This is a genomic window from Pseudanabaena minima str. Chao 2107, from assembly GCF_051131155.1.
Classification (GTDB): Bacteria; Cyanobacteriota; Cyanobacteriia; order Pseudanabaenales; family Pseudanabaenaceae; genus Pseudanabaena; species Pseudanabaena minima.
Genome location: NZ_CP159508.1, coordinates 4,587,915 through 4,604,047, shown reverse-complemented (window position 1 = coordinate 4,604,047; position 16,133 = coordinate 4,587,915). Strand labels below are relative to the sequence as shown.

Below are 16,133 nucleotides of genomic sequence, written 5' to 3'. Positions count from 1 at the left end.
AGCGTCGAATGTAAACCTCTACGATAAACTTGGTTTTAAACATCCCGTGCCTAAATAGGTACATATATTGATTGGAGCAATAGCAATATGTCGCATGCAGTCAAAATTTATGACACCTGTATCGGCTGCACACAATGCGTGCGTGCCTGTCCTTGTGATGTTTTGGAAATGGTTCCTTGGGATGGATGCAAAGCGGCTCAAATCGCTTCTTCTCCCCGTACCGAGGACTGCATTGGTTGCAAACGTTGCGAAACTGCTTGCCCCACTGACTTCCTAAGCGTCCGTGTCTATCTTGGTGCTGAAACCAGCCGCAGCATGGGTCTTACCTACTAATTTTATAGTTTTTATAATTATTTTTTAGTTAGATAAGATTCTTGTTTATTTTTCGTTAAGTGCAATTATTCTTTATCCTGCATTTAGATTTAGGCGTACCAATCGGTGCGCCTAAATTGTTTTTAAAATCAAAAAGCACGCATAGCGTGCCTTTTGGTTTAATAGAGACGGCGCGTAGCGCCGTCTCTATATGATATTTTCTATGCTTGATATTTTTGATCGCCTACCATACGGCTTACTAGAGCTTGAATCTACGCAACTTTGGCAATTACTAGATCGCCCCACATTGATCCACCTAGAAGGCGATCGCCAACCAGCATTATTTGTTTCGATTTTGTTACATGGCAATGAAACAACTAGTTGGTTAGCAATGCGTGAGTTACTTCACAAATATCAATACAAAAAGCTGCCGCGATCGCTTTCTTTGTTTATTGGCAATATCGAAGGAGCAAGATATCGTCAAAGGCATTTAGCCCCCCAGCCTGACTACAATCGCATTTGGCAAATTGGGGACGCATCTGAGCCATTACCAGAACAAATCATGGCGCAAAAGGTAATTACGGAAATGCGATCGCGTGGGGTATTCGCCAGCATCGATATTCACAATAATACTGGCAAAAATCCTCACTATGGCTGTATTACTCATTTAGATAAGTATTCTCGACACTTAGCGCGGCTATTCAATAAAACTGTGGTGTACTACACCAGTCCCAAAACAGTGCAATCCTATGCCTTTAGTAAATTTTGCCCTGCGATCGTGTTGGAATGTGGACAGCCTGACCTACCCGATGGCACGGCTCATGCAATGGAATATGTAGAAACTTGTCTGAATCTCGATAGTTTTGATAATTTGCCTGATTCGGCGATCGCCGATATTGATTTATTTCACACGGTAGCGATCGTCAAAGTCCCCGAACATATTAATTTCAGCTTCACTGGTGAACCTGACGATGACATCACTTTTCCTGCCGAGATGGATTGTTTGAATTTCTGTGAGTTACCAAGTGGCACAAACTTCGGTATAGCGAAAACCGAGAAAGCCTATTTGTCAGCGGTGAGCGAAGAGGGTGAAGAAAAAGGCGATCGCTACTTCCAAATCGAAAATGGCGAAATTCTTTTAAAAGCACCTGTAATGCCGTCAATGCTCACCCTTGATACGGACATTGTGCGCCAAGATTGCCTCTGCTACCTCATGGAACGTTTCCCAACCCCAGAATAAAAAAGCTGGTGCTTTGCACCAGCTTTTTTATTCTGTTTTTATAACAACAAAATAGATAAAACCCAAGAATTGAATGGCGGCGCTGCGCGCCGCCATTCAATTCTTGGGTTTTATGTCCTAAGTAAAACTTGCATTGCTATAGAGAAGCACTAACGTCCAAAGGGAAACTTAAATGGCAAAGGCTTGATTAATGCTAACTCTGCAATCATTTGTTCATGCAAATGACCATTAGTAGCAAGCAACCTTCCAGACTTAGGAATATGTTCGCTGCCATCGTAAGCAGTGACAACTCCACCAGCCTCACGCACAATCACCACACCCGCCGCCAAGTCCCATAGCGATAGACCGCGCTCCCAATAACCGTCTAAGCGTCCACAGGCTACATAGGCTAAGTCCATCGCCGCCGAGCCTCCACGCCTCACCCCTTGGGTGATATGCGTGAAATGGCAGAACTCCGCATAGTTATTGTCCTCAACGAGAGTGCGATCGTAAGCAAAACCAGTTACGAGCAAACTACGACTAAGTTCTGTAGTTCTAGAAACATGAATTGGTAAACGATTACGAGTTGCACCTAAGCCTGTCGCTGCCCGAAATATTTCATCACGAAAAGGATCATAAATCGCACCTACAGCAGGAATTCCATCAATCAATAAAGCGATCGACACTGATGAAAATGGATATTGATGAGCATAATTAGTTGTGCCATCCAGAGGGTCGATCGCCCATAAATATCGACTTTCGGTATTTCCCAATACACCCGATTCTTCTGCCAAAATTCCGTGATCAGGAAAATGTCTTTGCAAAATAGAGAGAACCATTGCTTCTGATTCTTTGTCAGCGATCGTCACCAAATCCCCTGGACGCTTTTCTTCGACTTCCTTCAGGTTTCCCCAATAGGATTTGAGAATTGCACCTCCCGCACAAGCAGCCTCAGTAGCAATATCTAAGAAAATGTGTAGTTGTTCTTTACTAACAGAAGCTAGCGATTTAGTCATGATTTTAGAATTTGATTTTGTCAATTCTCATAGAAATTCCGATACGCGGGAAACTCAGGCGCTTCAGCCCTGAGAAGATGTCAATGACTTTAATGACTTTCTTTAATGACTTTAAAGATGCAATTAAGGCAACCAGTCACCACTGTCAGCAGAGTATTGAGTAAATATATCTGGAGGTTGTCTATCATTTGCACAACGGTCAATTAGCTCTGTACACTTTTTTAAGTCTTCCTCAGAAGGGATATTTTCTGTTTCAAAGTATTGCTTATATTCATACGGAAACATAAGCTCTTCTGTAACAAGAGTTGACGCTCTTTCTTGAAGCGTTTTCCACTCGTCGCTATCTATCATTTATGTAACCTTTTTAAACTTGTAGATTCGTCAATATTATCATTGGCAAAGCTATCGGCATTTCTTCTTACGAAAGTCAGAAGGTAGACATACGGGCTACTAAGTCACAAAAAACTAACTTCCGTGACTTAGCATTGCTTTCAGCCTGTTCATACTACTGATTATCAAACTGATCTCGGATTTTTCAGTACTAAATAGCTAGGCATAATAAAAACTAGAACCCACAAAGCTGTGGCGCACGTGGAGATAGAGCCACAGCTTTGTGGGTTTTAAGCTTTCTTTTGCCTAGCTACTTAAAGATCTAAATCACCAGATCGGTGGTGTTAGTAAAGTCGCGATCGCTGCGAGAATGTTTAAGCATTTATTTTGTGAAGATTCTTGTCGCAACTCTTCATCTTTTGTTACTTTTTTATCAAATCACAAATTTAGCCTCTTACTGTCCCACATATCTCTCACATATATCTCAAGTAACACTCCATGAAGCCGTCTTGGAAAATATCCCTGCTCCCAGTTCTAATCGCTAGTGCGATCGCTAGTTTATTTCCTTCAGCCTTATTCGCAACTACCTCAACCCCATCTACCCCCATTGATCAATCCAATGCGAAAGAAGCCGAAGAGCTTTGTGGTAAACCAACCCTTGACGATCTTGCACAGCATAAAGTCAAGCAAGGTGAAACCCTTGAGTTGATCGCTAAGCAATATGAACTTAAGACTGCAACCTTAATGGGCCTGAACCCCGAAGTTCGTAACGGTGAAGTTAAGGTTGGTCAAACTCTATCGATTCCGCCCCTAGATGGTTTAACCTATCGATTCCAAAACGAAGAGAATTACACCACCGTTGCCAAAAAATTTAATATTCGTGCTGATGTCCTGTTCGAGCGTAATGGCTGTCAACGTAAGCCCAAAGTCGTATTCGTCCCTGGGGCAATCTGGAAGCCCGATCCTGTTCCTTTCAATCCCGCGATCGCTTCTAGAGGCTCAGACAATCCTACTGTCATTATGCAAACAGGCGGCTATCCCCTACCCTACGCCGTGCCCGTCACCTCTAACTATGGCTGGCGCATTAATCCTGTAACAGGTATTTGGTCTTTTCATAGTGGCATCGACCTTGGTGCACCTTTTGGCACTCCCGTACTCGCCGCCAAATCAGGTCGTGTCGAATATGCAGGCTGGGGCGATGGTTATGGCAATCTTATTGAACTCGATCATGGCTCTACAGGCACAAGGTATGCCCACCTAGAAGCCATTTACGTTTATCAAGGTCAAAGTGTTGCTCAAGGTCAGCAAATTGGCATTGTCGGTTCAACAGGACGCTCAACGGGTCCGCATTTGCACTTTGAGATCATGGTTTCATCGGGAGATGGTTGGGTAGCTCTTGACCCAGCTCCATACCTCAATCGTATTGCTTCTTCTATGGCTAATCTATTTGCGCTTTAAAGAAATATAGCAATGTAATCCACAAGAAGTGAGAAATGAGGGGATGCGCTAAGCGCATCCCCTCATTTTTTGATTGTCTTGATTGTAACGTTGTGTAACTAAAGGTTTGAGTCAGCGATCGCCCAGAAATACAGTTCGCTAGCATGGTTTGTAATATTTTTAATTCACTAGTTTGCAAACTTAGAAACATAAACTATGACCTTTTCTCCAAGCACCATTGCCCTACTTGTCTATGGAGTTATCGCGATTGTTGGCGGCATCATCGGTTTTGCCAAAAGTCAAAGCAAAGCATCGATCATCTCAGGCAGCATTAGCGGAGTTGGGTTACTTGTCGCAGGAACTGCTGCCGCACAAAACCAAGAGTGGGGAAAAATTGTTGGTATGGCAATCACAGTTTTGTTAGTGATCGTCTTCATCGTGCGGCTCATCAAAACCAAAAAATTTATGCCCGCAGGCTTAATGATCCTTGGAGGTATCACAACCCTTGGAGCAGCAATACTTTCAGGCTAATTGATCTCGGTTTTCACCTCTAGTGATAACATATGAAATGTTAAGAAGTGTGATGAAGAAAAGCTTGTGGACAACGCAATGCTTCAAAATGTTTTGGTAATCATTGCTTTGACAAAGAAACCTTCCATGTCAGATAAGCCCCAACCTTTTTGTGATAGTCCCTAGGACATCGCCAAAGCAAAGGAATTTCTGCATGGTACGGCATCACATCAATCGTTTTTATTCACATTTTTGATTGGAGAAAAAATTAAATGAGCGTAGTCACGAAGTCCATCGTGAATGCAGATGCTGAAGCACGTTACCTCAGCCCTGGTGAACTAGATCGCATTAAGGGCTTTGTAAGCTCTGGCGAGCGCCGTCTTCGCATTGCCCAAACCTTGACCGAATCCCGCGAGCGCATCGTTAAGCAAGCTGGTGATCAACTTTTCCAAAAGCGTCCTGATGTTGTTTCTCCTGGTGGAAATGCATACGGTGAACAAATGACCGCAACTTGCCTACGTGACCTCGACTACTACCTCCGCCTAGTAACTTACGGAGTTGTATCTGGAGATGTCACCCCTATCGAAGAAATCGGTCTAGTTGGCGTTAAGGAAATGTACAACTCTTTAGGCACTCCTATTCCTGGTGTTGTCGAAGGTGTACGTGGTCTTAAGAATGCAGCCGCTTCCTTGTTGTCTGGTGAAGATGCAGCCGAAGCTGGTTACTACTTTGACTACGTCATCGGTGCAATGCAGTAAGGCGATTTCCGAACTTTCTTAGATTGTTATCGGATTGTTCTCAAATCGATTGTATTTAAAAACAGAATTTAAGCTATTCAGAATTCTGAATCCGTAATTCAAAAAACTAATTGCAAACCTAAAAGATATACAAAAATGCAAGACGCAATTACTTCCGTCATCAATTCTTCTGACGTTCAAGGCAAGTACCTTGATGCCGCTTCTCTAGAAAAGCTAAAGAGCTACTTTGCAACTGGCGAACTTCGTGTTCGTGCTTCTGCTGCGATCGCTGCTAACTCTGCAACCATCGTTAAAGAAGCTGTTGCTAAGTCCTTGTTGTACTCAGATGTCACCCGTCCCGGTGGCAACATGTACACCACACGTCGTTACGCTGCATGTATCCGCGACCTCGACTACTACCTCCGCTATGCAACCTATGCAATGCTTGCTGGCGATGCTTCAATCCTTGATGAGCGCGTACTCAATGGCTTGAAAGAAACCTACAACTCTCTTGGAGTACCTGTAGTTTCCACCATTCAAGCGATCCAAGCAATCAAAGAAGTTGCAGCTAGCATCGTTGGTTCTGACGCTGGTAAGGAATTGGGTGTATATCTCGATTACATCAGCTCTGGCTTGAGCTAATTGCCGATATAGCGTTGATTGCTATTTATTTATTAATTCAATTTCTAAATTAATTAATATTTACTAAGGCGGCGGAGGTAGGTTAGCTTGAGCTTCCTATCTCGCCGCCAACGCTTATATCAGTCTAGAAATATTTCTTTGAAATTAACTTCTAATTAATCTTTAAATAACTGGCTCTGAAGGAGATCGCCGCTATGCGGACTTTTAAAATCACTGCTTGTGTACCTAGCCAAACTCGCATTCGTACACAACGAGAGTTGCAAAATACCTATTTCACGAAGTTAGTGTCCTATGACAACTGGTTCGCTGAACAGCAACGCATTATGAAAATGGGTGGCAAGATTGTAAAAGTTGAACTAGCTACAGGCAAGCAAGGCACAAATACTGGCTTACTTTAGTTTTTTTCTTATCCCCAAACAAAAAGGCTCGCTAAGCGAGCCTTTTTGTTTGGGGATTTGCTTATGACTATCATAAGGAATACCTTTATGACTTTTTGTCGAAAATGTTTCTTTGGGTATATCTAGAAAAAATGTTTATGATGATACAGTTTTTTTAATAACTTTAAAGTATTGTTACGTTATGTTGACACGGTGACTAATATCTACTGTTAAGCAACTTCAATCCCTTAGTTATTGTCATAGTTTAGTGTCATTGGTTGATTCGTAAAAGAGGTACTTATGAGTGACTTACCTATCGAGAAGCAATTTACCCACATGATGTTTTGCCAGCAGATCCAAAACATCGATCTAGATGCAGCTAAGCAACTTCTTACTGAGTTGCACATGCTCTATCTTGGTCAGCAAGCTGTTATGGTCAAAATTGCTAAGCAAGAGTTTTTAGGGGGAATGTAATCTGAAAACCCATAAATCATAAAAAGCAGCGCAATGCGCTGCTTTTTATGATTTATGGCTCTAGAATCGTGTTTATCGATGAGAGTAAGTTAGGAAGTATTTGATTTGGTTTGTACTTTTCTAATTGGGTTTGATTACGGATCCCACTTAAAACACCAATTACAGGAACATCATAGGTTTGGGCTGCGATAATATCTGCTTCAGTATCCCCAATCATCCATTGTTGCTGGACTTCTGGCAGATTTTCTTGAGCCATTTTCATCAATTTAGGTTTGTCTTGAATGTCAACAGTCTTGATGTAGTCATCATCAAGACAAAAAATGTGATCGCTAGCAAAAAAGCGTCTTAAATTGTATTTATCTAGAACAGGTTCTAGCTCGCGACGGCGGCGCATAGTCATCACCGCAAGATCGATGCCTGACTGTTGAGCTTTTTCTAATGCGGGTATGGCACTTTCGATGAGCTGATCATGCTCAAAATATGGATCTGTATGCACTGTGGCTCGACGCAAGTGAGCAAAGGCAATGGATTGCTTCTCGTCGGCAAAGCCTGAGAGATTAGCAATTTCTTTCTCAGGAACTTGCGATCGCTTTAATTCCCAAAACTCACTCTTGGATAAGGTTGTGACTATTTGATCTGGTTTCCGAATCTTATCTAGACAATATAAATAAACTTGGTAATAGCGCTCTGATACGTCCATGATTGGACCGTCGAAATCAGTAAATATGCGTTTTTTCATAGTTTTGAGAATAACTTAAAAGCCCATAATTCATACTGTGCGAATCGCAGTATGAATTATGGGCTTTTAAGAATTAATGGCTAAATTGGGTTCAGAAAACCAAACCCCATAATGGTTCAAAATTTTTTTGATTAAAACTTGGAATTGCTCAGGAATGGATTGTGGATATGTAAGCCACAATCCTCCTATCTGACTACCTAAGTAACTAAATTCAGTACTTTCTTGCCAAAATAATTCAGCATTGATATTGTCGTCAATTTGTTCGAGATGGGATGCTAACTCCCGATACATAGCTAAAGCAATATCGGGACTGTAAACAATCCTGTAGCGATTAAGCTCTAAGTTACCACTAGGCACTTTCTAATTCCTGTTCTAAATCTTTTGCTTCTAAAACATTACCGACCACATGAGTACCGATAATGCAGCAATTAACTTCATCAATGCATACCTTCCCCCATTGCAAAGCCCAACGTACTAAGGAAACTCGATTGTCAGTTTTAGTTTTAGTCAGAATGTTGCTGATGTGATTATCGACAGTACGTTTGCTAATTGCTAGTTTGACTGCGATATCTTGGTTGGTTAAGCCTGCGGCTACTAATTCAATCACTTGCAATTCTCTTTCAGATAGAGCAATTGATGAGTTTGTAATTACAGTTTGATTTGATTCGGCAGGGTTGGTCATGATAACGAAGATGATTTGCGCCAATATTTCAGAACGATACTCATTCTGGCGGTTAACTAATGAGTATAATTTCTTATTCGAGAATGTGTCAATTAATTAAGTTTTTCCAAAGATTGTCTCAGCTATGCTGATCAACTAAGGTAAAAGCTCGTTTAAGTGGATATTTTATATTTAATCCAATAAAGATTCTATCCATTTGGGGGGATGTGGGATAGGGTTGCCAAGACGGTCAAGTACAATCCATGCAACTAAATGAACAAGTAATTGATAGGCAAAGTTACTGAAGATAATTGCGGCGATCGCAAAGGTTTGGATGGTGGCAAAGTCTGGTTGTTCTAATGATCCAAATAGCTGAAGTAGCCAATTGAGTAGTCCTGTAACCTGCACAATTGAATAGTTCCAAACATTTTCGCCTAATAAAATTGATAAAAAAGCAAATTGGAAAGCTGTGCCAATTGAGCCAATCATCGTGGCAATGCTGAGTGAGCCAGACCAAGGAAAATCGCGTTTCCACAAATATCCTAATGTCACTCCGACTAAACCATGGGGAACGATATATTGAATGCTGCGGGTTGGACCCATCAGAATTGCTAAAAGTAGCGCTGTTACTACCATCGCCATCCACGAAGCTCGACTATTCCAGCGTAAATAGGCTAAAGCTGTTGGCAGGGGAAATAGCATTCGCAGTAACGGTCCTAAAGGAAAGTAGTAGTTAATTAAAAACAACATGGCGGTAGTACTTGCAAGGAATGCAGTTTCTACCATTTCGCGAGGATCGGTATGAGGCGATTTGGTCATAGATTTTCGGTCGGAATTTCCTTGGGAGTAGTATCAGGTAAACGCCGACGCAATCCGTATAGCCAAACTAAACCAAAAACACCTGCGGCGATCGCACTAAGACTGATCATTTGGGCAGTGCGAAGCCCACCCACCATTAAACTATCGGTGCGTAAACCCTCAATCCAAAATCTACCAAGGCTATAGGCGATCGCATAGAACATCGTGATCGTGCCAGTCCTCAGTTTCGGAAATCGCAAAAAGGCAAAGATTAAAATTGCAAACACACCAAGATTCCACAGGGATTCATATAAAAATGTGGGATGAAAGTATGCCTCATTTACAAATTCAGGGGGGCGACGATTGATTGGAATAAATAATTTCCAAGGTAAATCCGTGGGACTTCCAAAAGCTTCGGAATTAAAAAAGTTGCCCCAACGCCCGATTGCTTGTCCCAAAATTACCGCAGGCATGATGATATCAGCCATCAGCCATGTGGAGATTTTTTGGCGCTTACAAAAAATGGTTGCGGCAATCGCCCCACCGATAATTGCTCCATGAATGGCTATACCGCCTTCCCAGATCGCAAAGACTTTGTACCATTCCTGAGTTTGAAAGCGATGCCATTCAAAGAGGACATAGTAAAAACGGGCGCAGGGAATCGCACCAACTACGAGCCAAATCGCCAAATCGCCAACTAGCTCTGGATCAACATTACGTTTTTGGGCTAGAGTTTGCGCCAAAACAGTCCCCACAATAATCGCCGAGGCAATCAACAGTCCATACCAACGGATCGAAAGTGGTCCAATCTCAAAGGCGATCGGACCTGGAGATGTAAATTCAAAAGCGAGAGGTAATAAATTAAGCACTTTTTACTTTTTACCTAGATAATCGGCTAAAGGTGTGGCGCGAAGCGCCACACCTTTAGCTATTTGTAACGTATTCCTGCTTGCTTAAGACGATTCAGCGCCTCGCCCAAGCGATCGCAGTCTGCAATTAAACTGATTCTGACATAGCCTTCACCGCCTTGTCCAAAGGCACTACCAGGAGTAAATACTACACCTGTGCTCTCCAATACTTTAAGAGCAAAGTCAGCGGAAGTCATGCCCACAGGTACAGGAATCCACAGATACATCGTGGCATAGGTTTTGGGAATATTCCAACCTAGTTCGCCTAACCCTGAAATCAAGAAATCACGCCGCTCTTTGTAGCGATCGCAGACTTCCTCAAGATATTTGTCTGGCAGTTGCAAAGCTGTTTCAGCTGCCACTTGAATCGCAGAGAAGATGCCGTAATCAAGGTTAGTTTTGAGGGTACGTAAACCTTGAATTACATGGCGATTGCCGACTACAAAGCCCACACGCCAGCCTGCCATATTATAGGTTTTGGAAAGGGTATGAAATTCTACACCCACATCTTTGCCACCTTCGATTTCTAGCAAACTGGTGGGTGTATAGCCATCAAAGGCAAGCTCGGCATAGCAGAGATCGTGAACTAATAAAATCTCGTATTTCTTAGCAAAGGCAACTACTTCTTCAAAAAATTCACGGGGAGCGATCGCTCCTGTAGGATTAGCAGGATAATTGAAGTACATCACCTTGGCGCGTTTTGCCACATCTTCGGGAATCGCATCTAAATCAATTAGCCAGTCCTTTTCTGGACTAAGGATCATTTCGTAGATTTCACCACCAGCTAGCAAGGGACCTCGAAAATGGGCGGGATAGGCGGGACTTGGGACAAGGACTAAATCGCCTGGATCTATATAGGCGATCGCTAAATGTCCTAAACCTTCCTTAGAGCCAATTAATGGTAATGCTTCACCTTCAGAGTCAAGCTGGACATTGTAACGACGCTTGTACCAATCCGTAATCGCACGACGAAAACTCGCCGTGCCTTCAAAGGGAGGATAGCCATGATTTTTGGGATTTTTCAAAGCGGCAATCGCTGCTTCGACTACTGGTTCGGGGGTAGGTCCATCAGGATTGCCCATACCAAGATCAATCAAATCGAGACCTTGCTCTTTCGCTCGTAACTTCAACTCATCTAGACGTGCAAAAACATATGGAGGGAGTTTTCCTAGTCGTTGAGCAGGTTTGAGCCAAGTCTTCATTTGTGTTGTGAGAACGTATAGGGTGAATGTATAGAGTTGTTGTAGCGGAGCTATGACAACTCAACTGGTGTTGTTATAGAAATTTGATCTTAATAGAAATTGTCTCGCGATCGCACTTGTAGTTGAGAAAGTAAAGCGATCATCAACTACTAATTCTCGTTTTGCGATTTAACAATAGCTATAAATCAATGGTATTCATTGACACGATGATAATTTATAGATGGTTGTCAATCTTGATCCCAGAAAACAAATGCAGGTATAGCTTTGAGTCTATTTGAACAATTTATTAATTTGTTAACTTTTATGTCAAAAGACTTAACACAAGTTTACAAATTCTGCATACAATTGAATTAACGAGTAAGTATTTATCCTCATCATGTCTGTTGCAGAATTTCCTTGGCTTACCACAATTCTTTTGTTACCCCTTGTAGCAGCTTTTGCGATTCCTTTTATTCCTGACAAATACGATAATGCCAAAAACGTGCGATCGTATTCGATGGCAGTAGGTTTTATTGAATTGTCATTAATGATCTATGCATTTTGGAGTCAATACAATTTGCATGAAGCATCGTTTCAAATGGCAGAAACATACGCTTGGATTCCTCATCTTGGCTTGAACTGGTCATTAGCCGTTGATGGATTGTCAATGCCGCTTATTTTGTTAACAGGCTTAATCACCACCTTAGCAATCTTTGCTAGTTGGAATGTAAAGCATAAGTCACGCCTATTTTATTTCTTGATGCTTTGCCTATATAGTGCTCAGATTGGCGTATTTGCAGCTCAAGATTTACTACTCTTCTTTTTTATGTGGGAATTAGAACTAATTCCCGTTTACTTATTGATTTCGATTTGGGGGGGACCCAAGCGGCTCTATGCGGCAACAAAGTTTATTCTCTACACAGCATTAGGTTCGATTTTTATTCTTGTCGCTGGTTTAGCGATGGCGTTTTACGGCGATACTATTACCTTCAATATGGCAGAACTGGGTATGAAGCAATACCCGATCGCCTTTGAGCTACTTGCCTATGCTGGTTTCTTGATTGCCTTTGGTGTGAAATTGCCGATTTTCCCTTTACATACATGGTTGCCAGATGCTCACGGGGAAGCCTCTGCACCAGTATCGATGGTCTTAGCTGGGGTTTTGTTGAAAATGGGGGGATATGCTCTAATCCGTTTCAATATTGAAATGTTGCCCAATGCCCATGTTTACTTTGCACCTTTGTTAGCAGTTCTCGGTGTAGTCGGCATCGTTTATGGAGCAATGGCAGCTTTCGCGCAACAAAACCTCAAACGTCGCCTCGCCTATTCTTCGATTTCACATATGGGCTTTATTTTGGTGGGATTAGCATCATTCAATGATTTGGGTGTGAGTGGTGCGGTTCTCCAAATGCTATCCCACGGCTTGATTGCGGCAGCTCTATTCTTTTTGGCAGGTGTTACCTATGATCGCACCCATACTTTAATGATGGATGAAATGGGCGGTATCGCTAAAATCATGCCTAAGGCTTTCGCTTTGATGACCGCTTCGGCTATGGCTTCTCTGGCTCTTCCTGGAATGAGTGGATTTGTGAGCGAGTTGAAGATTTTCCTTGGCATTACGACCAGTGATGTCTATGCATCTAACTTCAAGATCGTGATGATTGGCTTAGCAGCCGTTGGCGTAATTATCACGCCAATTTATCTACTCTCAACTTTGCGTCAAGTTTTCTACGGTCAGCCTAATCCTGCTCTGCACTTTGATAAGTACGTCAGCGATGCTAAACCTCGTGAAGTATTTATTGCCGCTTGCTTACTTGTACCAATTGTGGCGATCGGGCTTTATCCGAAATTAGCGACTCAGACCTATGATGTAAAAACTGTAGCCGTAACTGAACAAGCGCGTGGAGCATTTAGTTTAGTTGCTCAGACCAATCCACATCTTTATTCTTCGGGCTTGATTGCTCCGCAACTACCTCACCCTAAGACTCAAACTCTTTTGGGAATTGTTGAGTAGTTAAGAAGAAATTCTGTACAGATAGAAAAAAGAGCGCTGTAGCGCTCTTTTTTTATGTATAGCAATATAAGGTTTGCTTAGAACATAAAACCAAAAAGATGAGTGGCGGCTCGAAGCGCCGCCACTCATCTTTTTGGTTTTGATTTGTCCTAGTTATCTCTTGCTTTGCTATAGGTGTTATAAAGTGAATAATTGGTGTTATGTCTATGCACCAATTATTCACTGGAAAGAGAATAGGTTAATAGATGAAAGTTAGATCTGCTAATCCAAATGACATATCACTAATATTATCTTTTATTCAGAAAAAATCAGAATTTGATCGCAAAATTGGGGCATTTTCTGGTGAGTTGAAAGTGTCAGAGGAAAAAATTCTCAAAACGATTTTTCGAGAAATTCCTTTTTCTTACGTATTGTTTGCAGAGTTGTCAGGTCGTGAAGTTGGCTTTGCTTTATATGGATTTCGGTATTCATCATTTATAGGTCAACCAAGCATTTGGCTTGACGATCTATATGTGGAAGCAGAAATGAGAAATCGGGGAGTCGGAACAGAATTAATGCATAAACTTGGTCAAATTGCTAAGGAAAATGACTGCACTCATCTTGCTTGGAATGCTGATGCTCGAAATATACGGGGACTGAGTTTTTACAAGCGACTAGGAGCAGAAATTACCGAGCAAAATAATAATCGCTGTTTTTTGAAGTGGGTTCCATAATAAATTTTTTAAAAGTGCTTTTTTGCAACACTTTTAAAAAATTATTGGTTCGGGTTTAAGCATTGCTGTAAGGCGATCGCATGAAATATGTTTAAGCCATCATCATCACTACATTTCGTTGAATATTGGTGTTTAAGTCTTCTAGCGCAAAAATGCGATCGCGATCGGCTATCTCTGCATAGTATTTATAACCAAGCTCTTTCAATAGGTTCTTAAGTTTATCTCCCGTGGCTCCTGCGGCTCTGAGACTGGTGGGATGGACTTCAATGATCAGAGTTGGTTTTAAAGCCGTAATCATTTTTCTAGCTCCTGAGAGAAAAGCACATTCACTGCCTTCCACATCCAGTTTTAACAAAACTTTGCCAGTAAAATTTTGCCAATCTACCAATTCATCAAATCGTTTGAGTGGAACAGTGAAAGTTTGGTATTGATGGGTTGCGGAATGTTCTGGAAATATGCCTGCTGAGCCAGATGTGCCAATTGGTACTAATAGTTCTATTTCACCATCGGTATCACCAACTGCTAGATTATAGATTTGGAATTTGCAGATCGCATTGGCTGTGAGGGATTTTTCTAAAGCCTTGGCTAAACGAGGCTGTGGCTCAACAGCAAGGACAAAACCTTTTTCACCAACCATCTTGCTTGCTACGATCGCAAAACTACCATGATTTGCGCCAACATCTAGAAACGTATCACCCTCAGACAGTAACCCTGATAAAACTCGCGTGTCGGTATCTTCACTAGCTAGCTCATTGACAACTTGAAAGAGCCGCATATCTGTCGGATTCAAAAATACTTGATAGCCCGATAGTTGTAGTTCTAGATATTGATCAGGTGAAAGTCGATAGAAAATATTGGATAGAAATCTAAATAACTCTCGTCCACCTAGAAGATAGCTCTTGCCAGTGAGACTAAAATACAATTTGCAGTACCAGCCAAAGATGCGATACAGAAATGGTAACTGCTTCCTCAGATTTGGATTGAGTATCCATCCTAAAACTGAGCGATCGTACAGCCAATCGTCGGGTTGATTATGTTTGCTAGCTTTCCTGTTTGGGGAATTATTGACCATAAAATTTTTCTATCTCTTTTGAACTTTGGTAAGAATAGGCATAACCAAACCTTAAATTTGCGCCCCTGCGGGGCACAAATTTAAGGTTTGGTAACTAGCACTTACTTGAGGAGGTCAGCGATCGCACAGGAACTTTGTTCGCATGGAGATAATCCTTAATTTCCGCGATCGTCAGTTCGCCATAATGCAGTAAAGAAGCCAGTAAAGCTGCTTCCGCTCTACCTTCAGTCACTGCTTGCAAAATATGTTCGCAATTTCCCGCACCACCCGAAGCAATCACAGGAACTTCAACTAAATCCGCAACTTGACGAGTTAGCTCCAGATCGTAGCCAGCCTTTGTGCCATCAGCATCCATGCTTGTCAGTAAAATTTCGCCAGCACCACGTTTGACCACTTCCTGCGCCCACCAGAGAGCATCAATACCTGTATTTTCCCGACCACCCCGCACATATACATCCCAGCCACTATTTTGAGGATCATTTCTCCGTCGGGCATCGATCGCCACCACAATGCATTGATTGCCAAAGCGATCACTACTGCGATTAATCAAATCTGGATCATGCACTGCTGCCGAATTCATGCTCACCTTATCTGCCCCAGCCCGCAAAAGCTCACGAATATTGTCTACATTGCGGACACCACCGCCCACCGTGAGCGGAATAAATACTTGCTCGGCTGTGCGATAAACCACATCCAAAATCGTACCGCGATCTTCATGAGTAGCAGTGATGTCTAGAAATACTAATTCATCGGCTCCTGCGAGGTTATAAGCCTGTGCTAGTTCTACGGGATCGCCAGCATCTTTCAGATCAACAAAGTTGACCCCTTTGACAACTCGACCTGCTTTCACATCTAGACAAGGCAAAATGCGTTTCGCTAGCATAAGCTCTTTAACTTTTCCAAAATCACAGCAAGAGAGAATATTTTACAGCGCTTTGAGCCTTACGCAAACTTAGGTTGTTTTCAAAACCTTGCAAAGTAAGGCTTTGAAAA

General features: G+C 42.1%; 20 protein-coding genes. 10 read left to right on the top strand and 10 right to left on the bottom strand.

The window, feature by feature from the left end; translation table 11 throughout:
* Positions 1-87 precede the first annotated feature (87 nt).
* Positions 88-333: a photosystem I iron-sulfur center protein PsaC gene (gene psaC, locus ABM313_RS20850; RefSeq protein ID WP_009628656.1), complete on the top strand. Its 246-nt coding sequence runs from the start codon at positions 88-90 to the stop codon at positions 331-333.
* A gap of 202 nt (positions 334-535) precedes the next feature.
* The gene (locus tag ABM313_RS20845; RefSeq protein WP_434685061.1) at positions 536-1,552 is read left to right on the top strand and encodes a M14 family metallopeptidase; all 1,017 of its coding nucleotides are present in this window, start codon (positions 536-538) and stop codon (positions 1,550-1,552) included.
* Positions 1,553-1,701: 149 nt separating this feature from the next.
* Here ABM313_RS20845 and ABM313_RS20840 read toward each other — a convergent pair whose 3' ends face one another.
* Positions 1,702-2,547, bottom strand: a complete 846-nt coding sequence (locus tag ABM313_RS20840; protein ID WP_434685060.1) for an inositol monophosphatase family protein — start codon at positions 2,545-2,547, stop codon at positions 1,702-1,704.
* Positions 2,548-2,670: 123 nt separating this feature from the next.
* On the bottom strand, positions 2,671-2,898 hold the full coding sequence (locus tag ABM313_RS20835) for a hypothetical protein (RefSeq protein ID WP_434685059.1): 228 nt from the start codon (positions 2,896-2,898) through the stop codon (positions 2,671-2,673).
* A gap of 477 nt (positions 2,899-3,375) precedes the next feature.
* Between ABM313_RS20835 and ABM313_RS20830 the strand changes: the two genes are divergently transcribed.
* The 6 genes from ABM313_RS20830 to ABM313_RS20805 all read left to right on the top strand — a co-directional run bounded on the left by ABM313_RS20830 (position 3,376) and on the right by ABM313_RS20805 (position 7,054).
* Positions 3,376-4,335 (top strand): peptidoglycan DD-metalloendopeptidase family protein, encoded by a 960-nt coding sequence (locus tag ABM313_RS20830; RefSeq protein ID WP_434685058.1) that lies wholly within the window; start codon positions 3,376-3,378, stop codon positions 4,333-4,335.
* 195 nt (positions 4,336-4,530) lie between these two features.
* On the top strand, positions 4,531-4,845 hold the full coding sequence (locus tag ABM313_RS20825; protein WP_434685057.1) for a TMEM14 family protein: 315 nt from the start codon (positions 4,531-4,533) through the stop codon (positions 4,843-4,845).
* A gap of 251 nt (positions 4,846-5,096) precedes the next feature.
* Positions 5,097-5,582 (top strand): allophycocyanin subunit alpha, encoded by a 486-nt coding sequence (apcA, locus tag ABM313_RS20820; RefSeq protein WP_094536173.1) that lies wholly within the window; start codon positions 5,097-5,099, stop codon positions 5,580-5,582.
* 135 nt (positions 5,583-5,717) lie between these two features.
* Complete coding sequence (gene apcB / locus ABM313_RS20815; protein WP_094536172.1) at positions 5,718-6,203, top strand: allophycocyanin subunit beta; 486 nt, start codon at positions 5,718-5,720, stop codon at positions 6,201-6,203.
* A 194-nt stretch (positions 6,204-6,397) separates the two neighbouring features.
* On the top strand, positions 6,398-6,601 hold the full coding sequence (locus tag ABM313_RS20810; RefSeq protein ID WP_094536171.1) for a phycobilisome linker polypeptide: 204 nt from the start codon (positions 6,398-6,400) through the stop codon (positions 6,599-6,601).
* A gap of 279 nt (positions 6,602-6,880) precedes the next feature.
* Positions 6,881-7,054 carry a hypothetical protein gene (locus ABM313_RS20805; protein WP_176453353.1) on the top strand — a complete coding sequence of 58 codons (174 nt, stop codon included), beginning with the start codon at positions 6,881-6,883 and terminating at the stop codon, positions 7,052-7,054.
* Positions 7,055-7,106: 52 nt separating this feature from the next.
* Here ABM313_RS20805 and ABM313_RS20800 read toward each other — a convergent pair whose 3' ends face one another.
* The 6 genes from ABM313_RS20800 to ABM313_RS20775 form a co-directional block, all read right to left on the bottom strand.
* Positions 7,107-7,793 (bottom strand): HAD family hydrolase, encoded by a 687-nt coding sequence (locus ABM313_RS20800; protein ID WP_434685056.1) that lies wholly within the window; start codon positions 7,791-7,793, stop codon positions 7,107-7,109.
* Between the two features lie 66 nt (positions 7,794-7,859).
* Positions 7,860-8,150, bottom strand: a complete 291-nt coding sequence (locus tag ABM313_RS20795; RefSeq protein ID WP_434685055.1) for a hypothetical protein — start codon at positions 8,148-8,150, stop codon at positions 7,860-7,862.
* Positions 8,143-8,475: a helix-turn-helix domain-containing protein gene (locus tag ABM313_RS20790; RefSeq protein WP_434685054.1), complete on the bottom strand. Its 333-nt coding sequence runs from the start codon at positions 8,473-8,475 to the stop codon at positions 8,143-8,145. The genes ABM313_RS20795 and ABM313_RS20790 overlap by 8 nt, the downstream gene beginning before the upstream one ends.
* Positions 8,476-8,646: 171 nt before the next feature.
* Positions 8,647-9,273 (bottom strand): DUF2232 domain-containing protein, encoded by a 627-nt coding sequence (locus tag ABM313_RS20785; protein WP_434685053.1) that lies wholly within the window; start codon positions 9,271-9,273, stop codon positions 8,647-8,649.
* The gene (gene lgt, locus ABM313_RS20780; protein WP_434685052.1) at positions 9,270-10,121 is read right to left on the bottom strand and encodes a prolipoprotein diacylglyceryl transferase; all 852 of its coding nucleotides are present in this window, start codon (positions 10,119-10,121) and stop codon (positions 9,270-9,272) included. The genes ABM313_RS20785 and lgt overlap by 4 nt, the downstream gene beginning before the upstream one ends.
* A gap of 59 nt (positions 10,122-10,180) precedes the next feature.
* Positions 10,181-11,362, bottom strand: coding sequence for an aspartate aminotransferase (locus ABM313_RS20775; RefSeq protein ID WP_434685051.1), 1,182 nt, complete (start codon positions 11,360-11,362; stop codon positions 10,181-10,183).
* Between the two features lie 376 nt (positions 11,363-11,738).
* On the opposite strand from ABM313_RS20775, the gene ABM313_RS20770 reads away from it, so the two are divergent.
* The gene (locus ABM313_RS20770; RefSeq protein WP_434685050.1) at positions 11,739-13,355 is read left to right on the top strand and encodes an NAD(P)H-quinone oxidoreductase subunit 4; all 1,617 of its coding nucleotides are present in this window, start codon (positions 11,739-11,741) and stop codon (positions 13,353-13,355) included.
* A gap of 245 nt (positions 13,356-13,600) precedes the next feature.
* Positions 13,601-14,068, top strand: a complete 468-nt coding sequence (locus ABM313_RS20765; RefSeq protein ID WP_434685049.1) for a GNAT family N-acetyltransferase — start codon at positions 13,601-13,603, stop codon at positions 14,066-14,068.
* A gap of 91 nt (positions 14,069-14,159) precedes the next feature.
* On the opposite strand, the gene ABM313_RS20760 is transcribed toward ABM313_RS20765, so the two are convergent.
* A complete protein-coding gene (locus ABM313_RS20760) occupies positions 14,160-15,140 on the bottom strand; it encodes an FkbM family methyltransferase (protein ID WP_434685048.1) in 981 nt (326 codons plus the stop codon).
* Positions 15,141-15,234: 94 nt separating this feature from the next.
* A complete protein-coding gene (gene hisF, locus ABM313_RS20755; RefSeq protein ID WP_434685047.1) occupies positions 15,235-16,023 on the bottom strand; it encodes an imidazole glycerol phosphate synthase subunit HisF in 789 nt (262 codons plus the stop codon).
* Positions 16,024-16,133 lie beyond the last annotated feature (110 nt).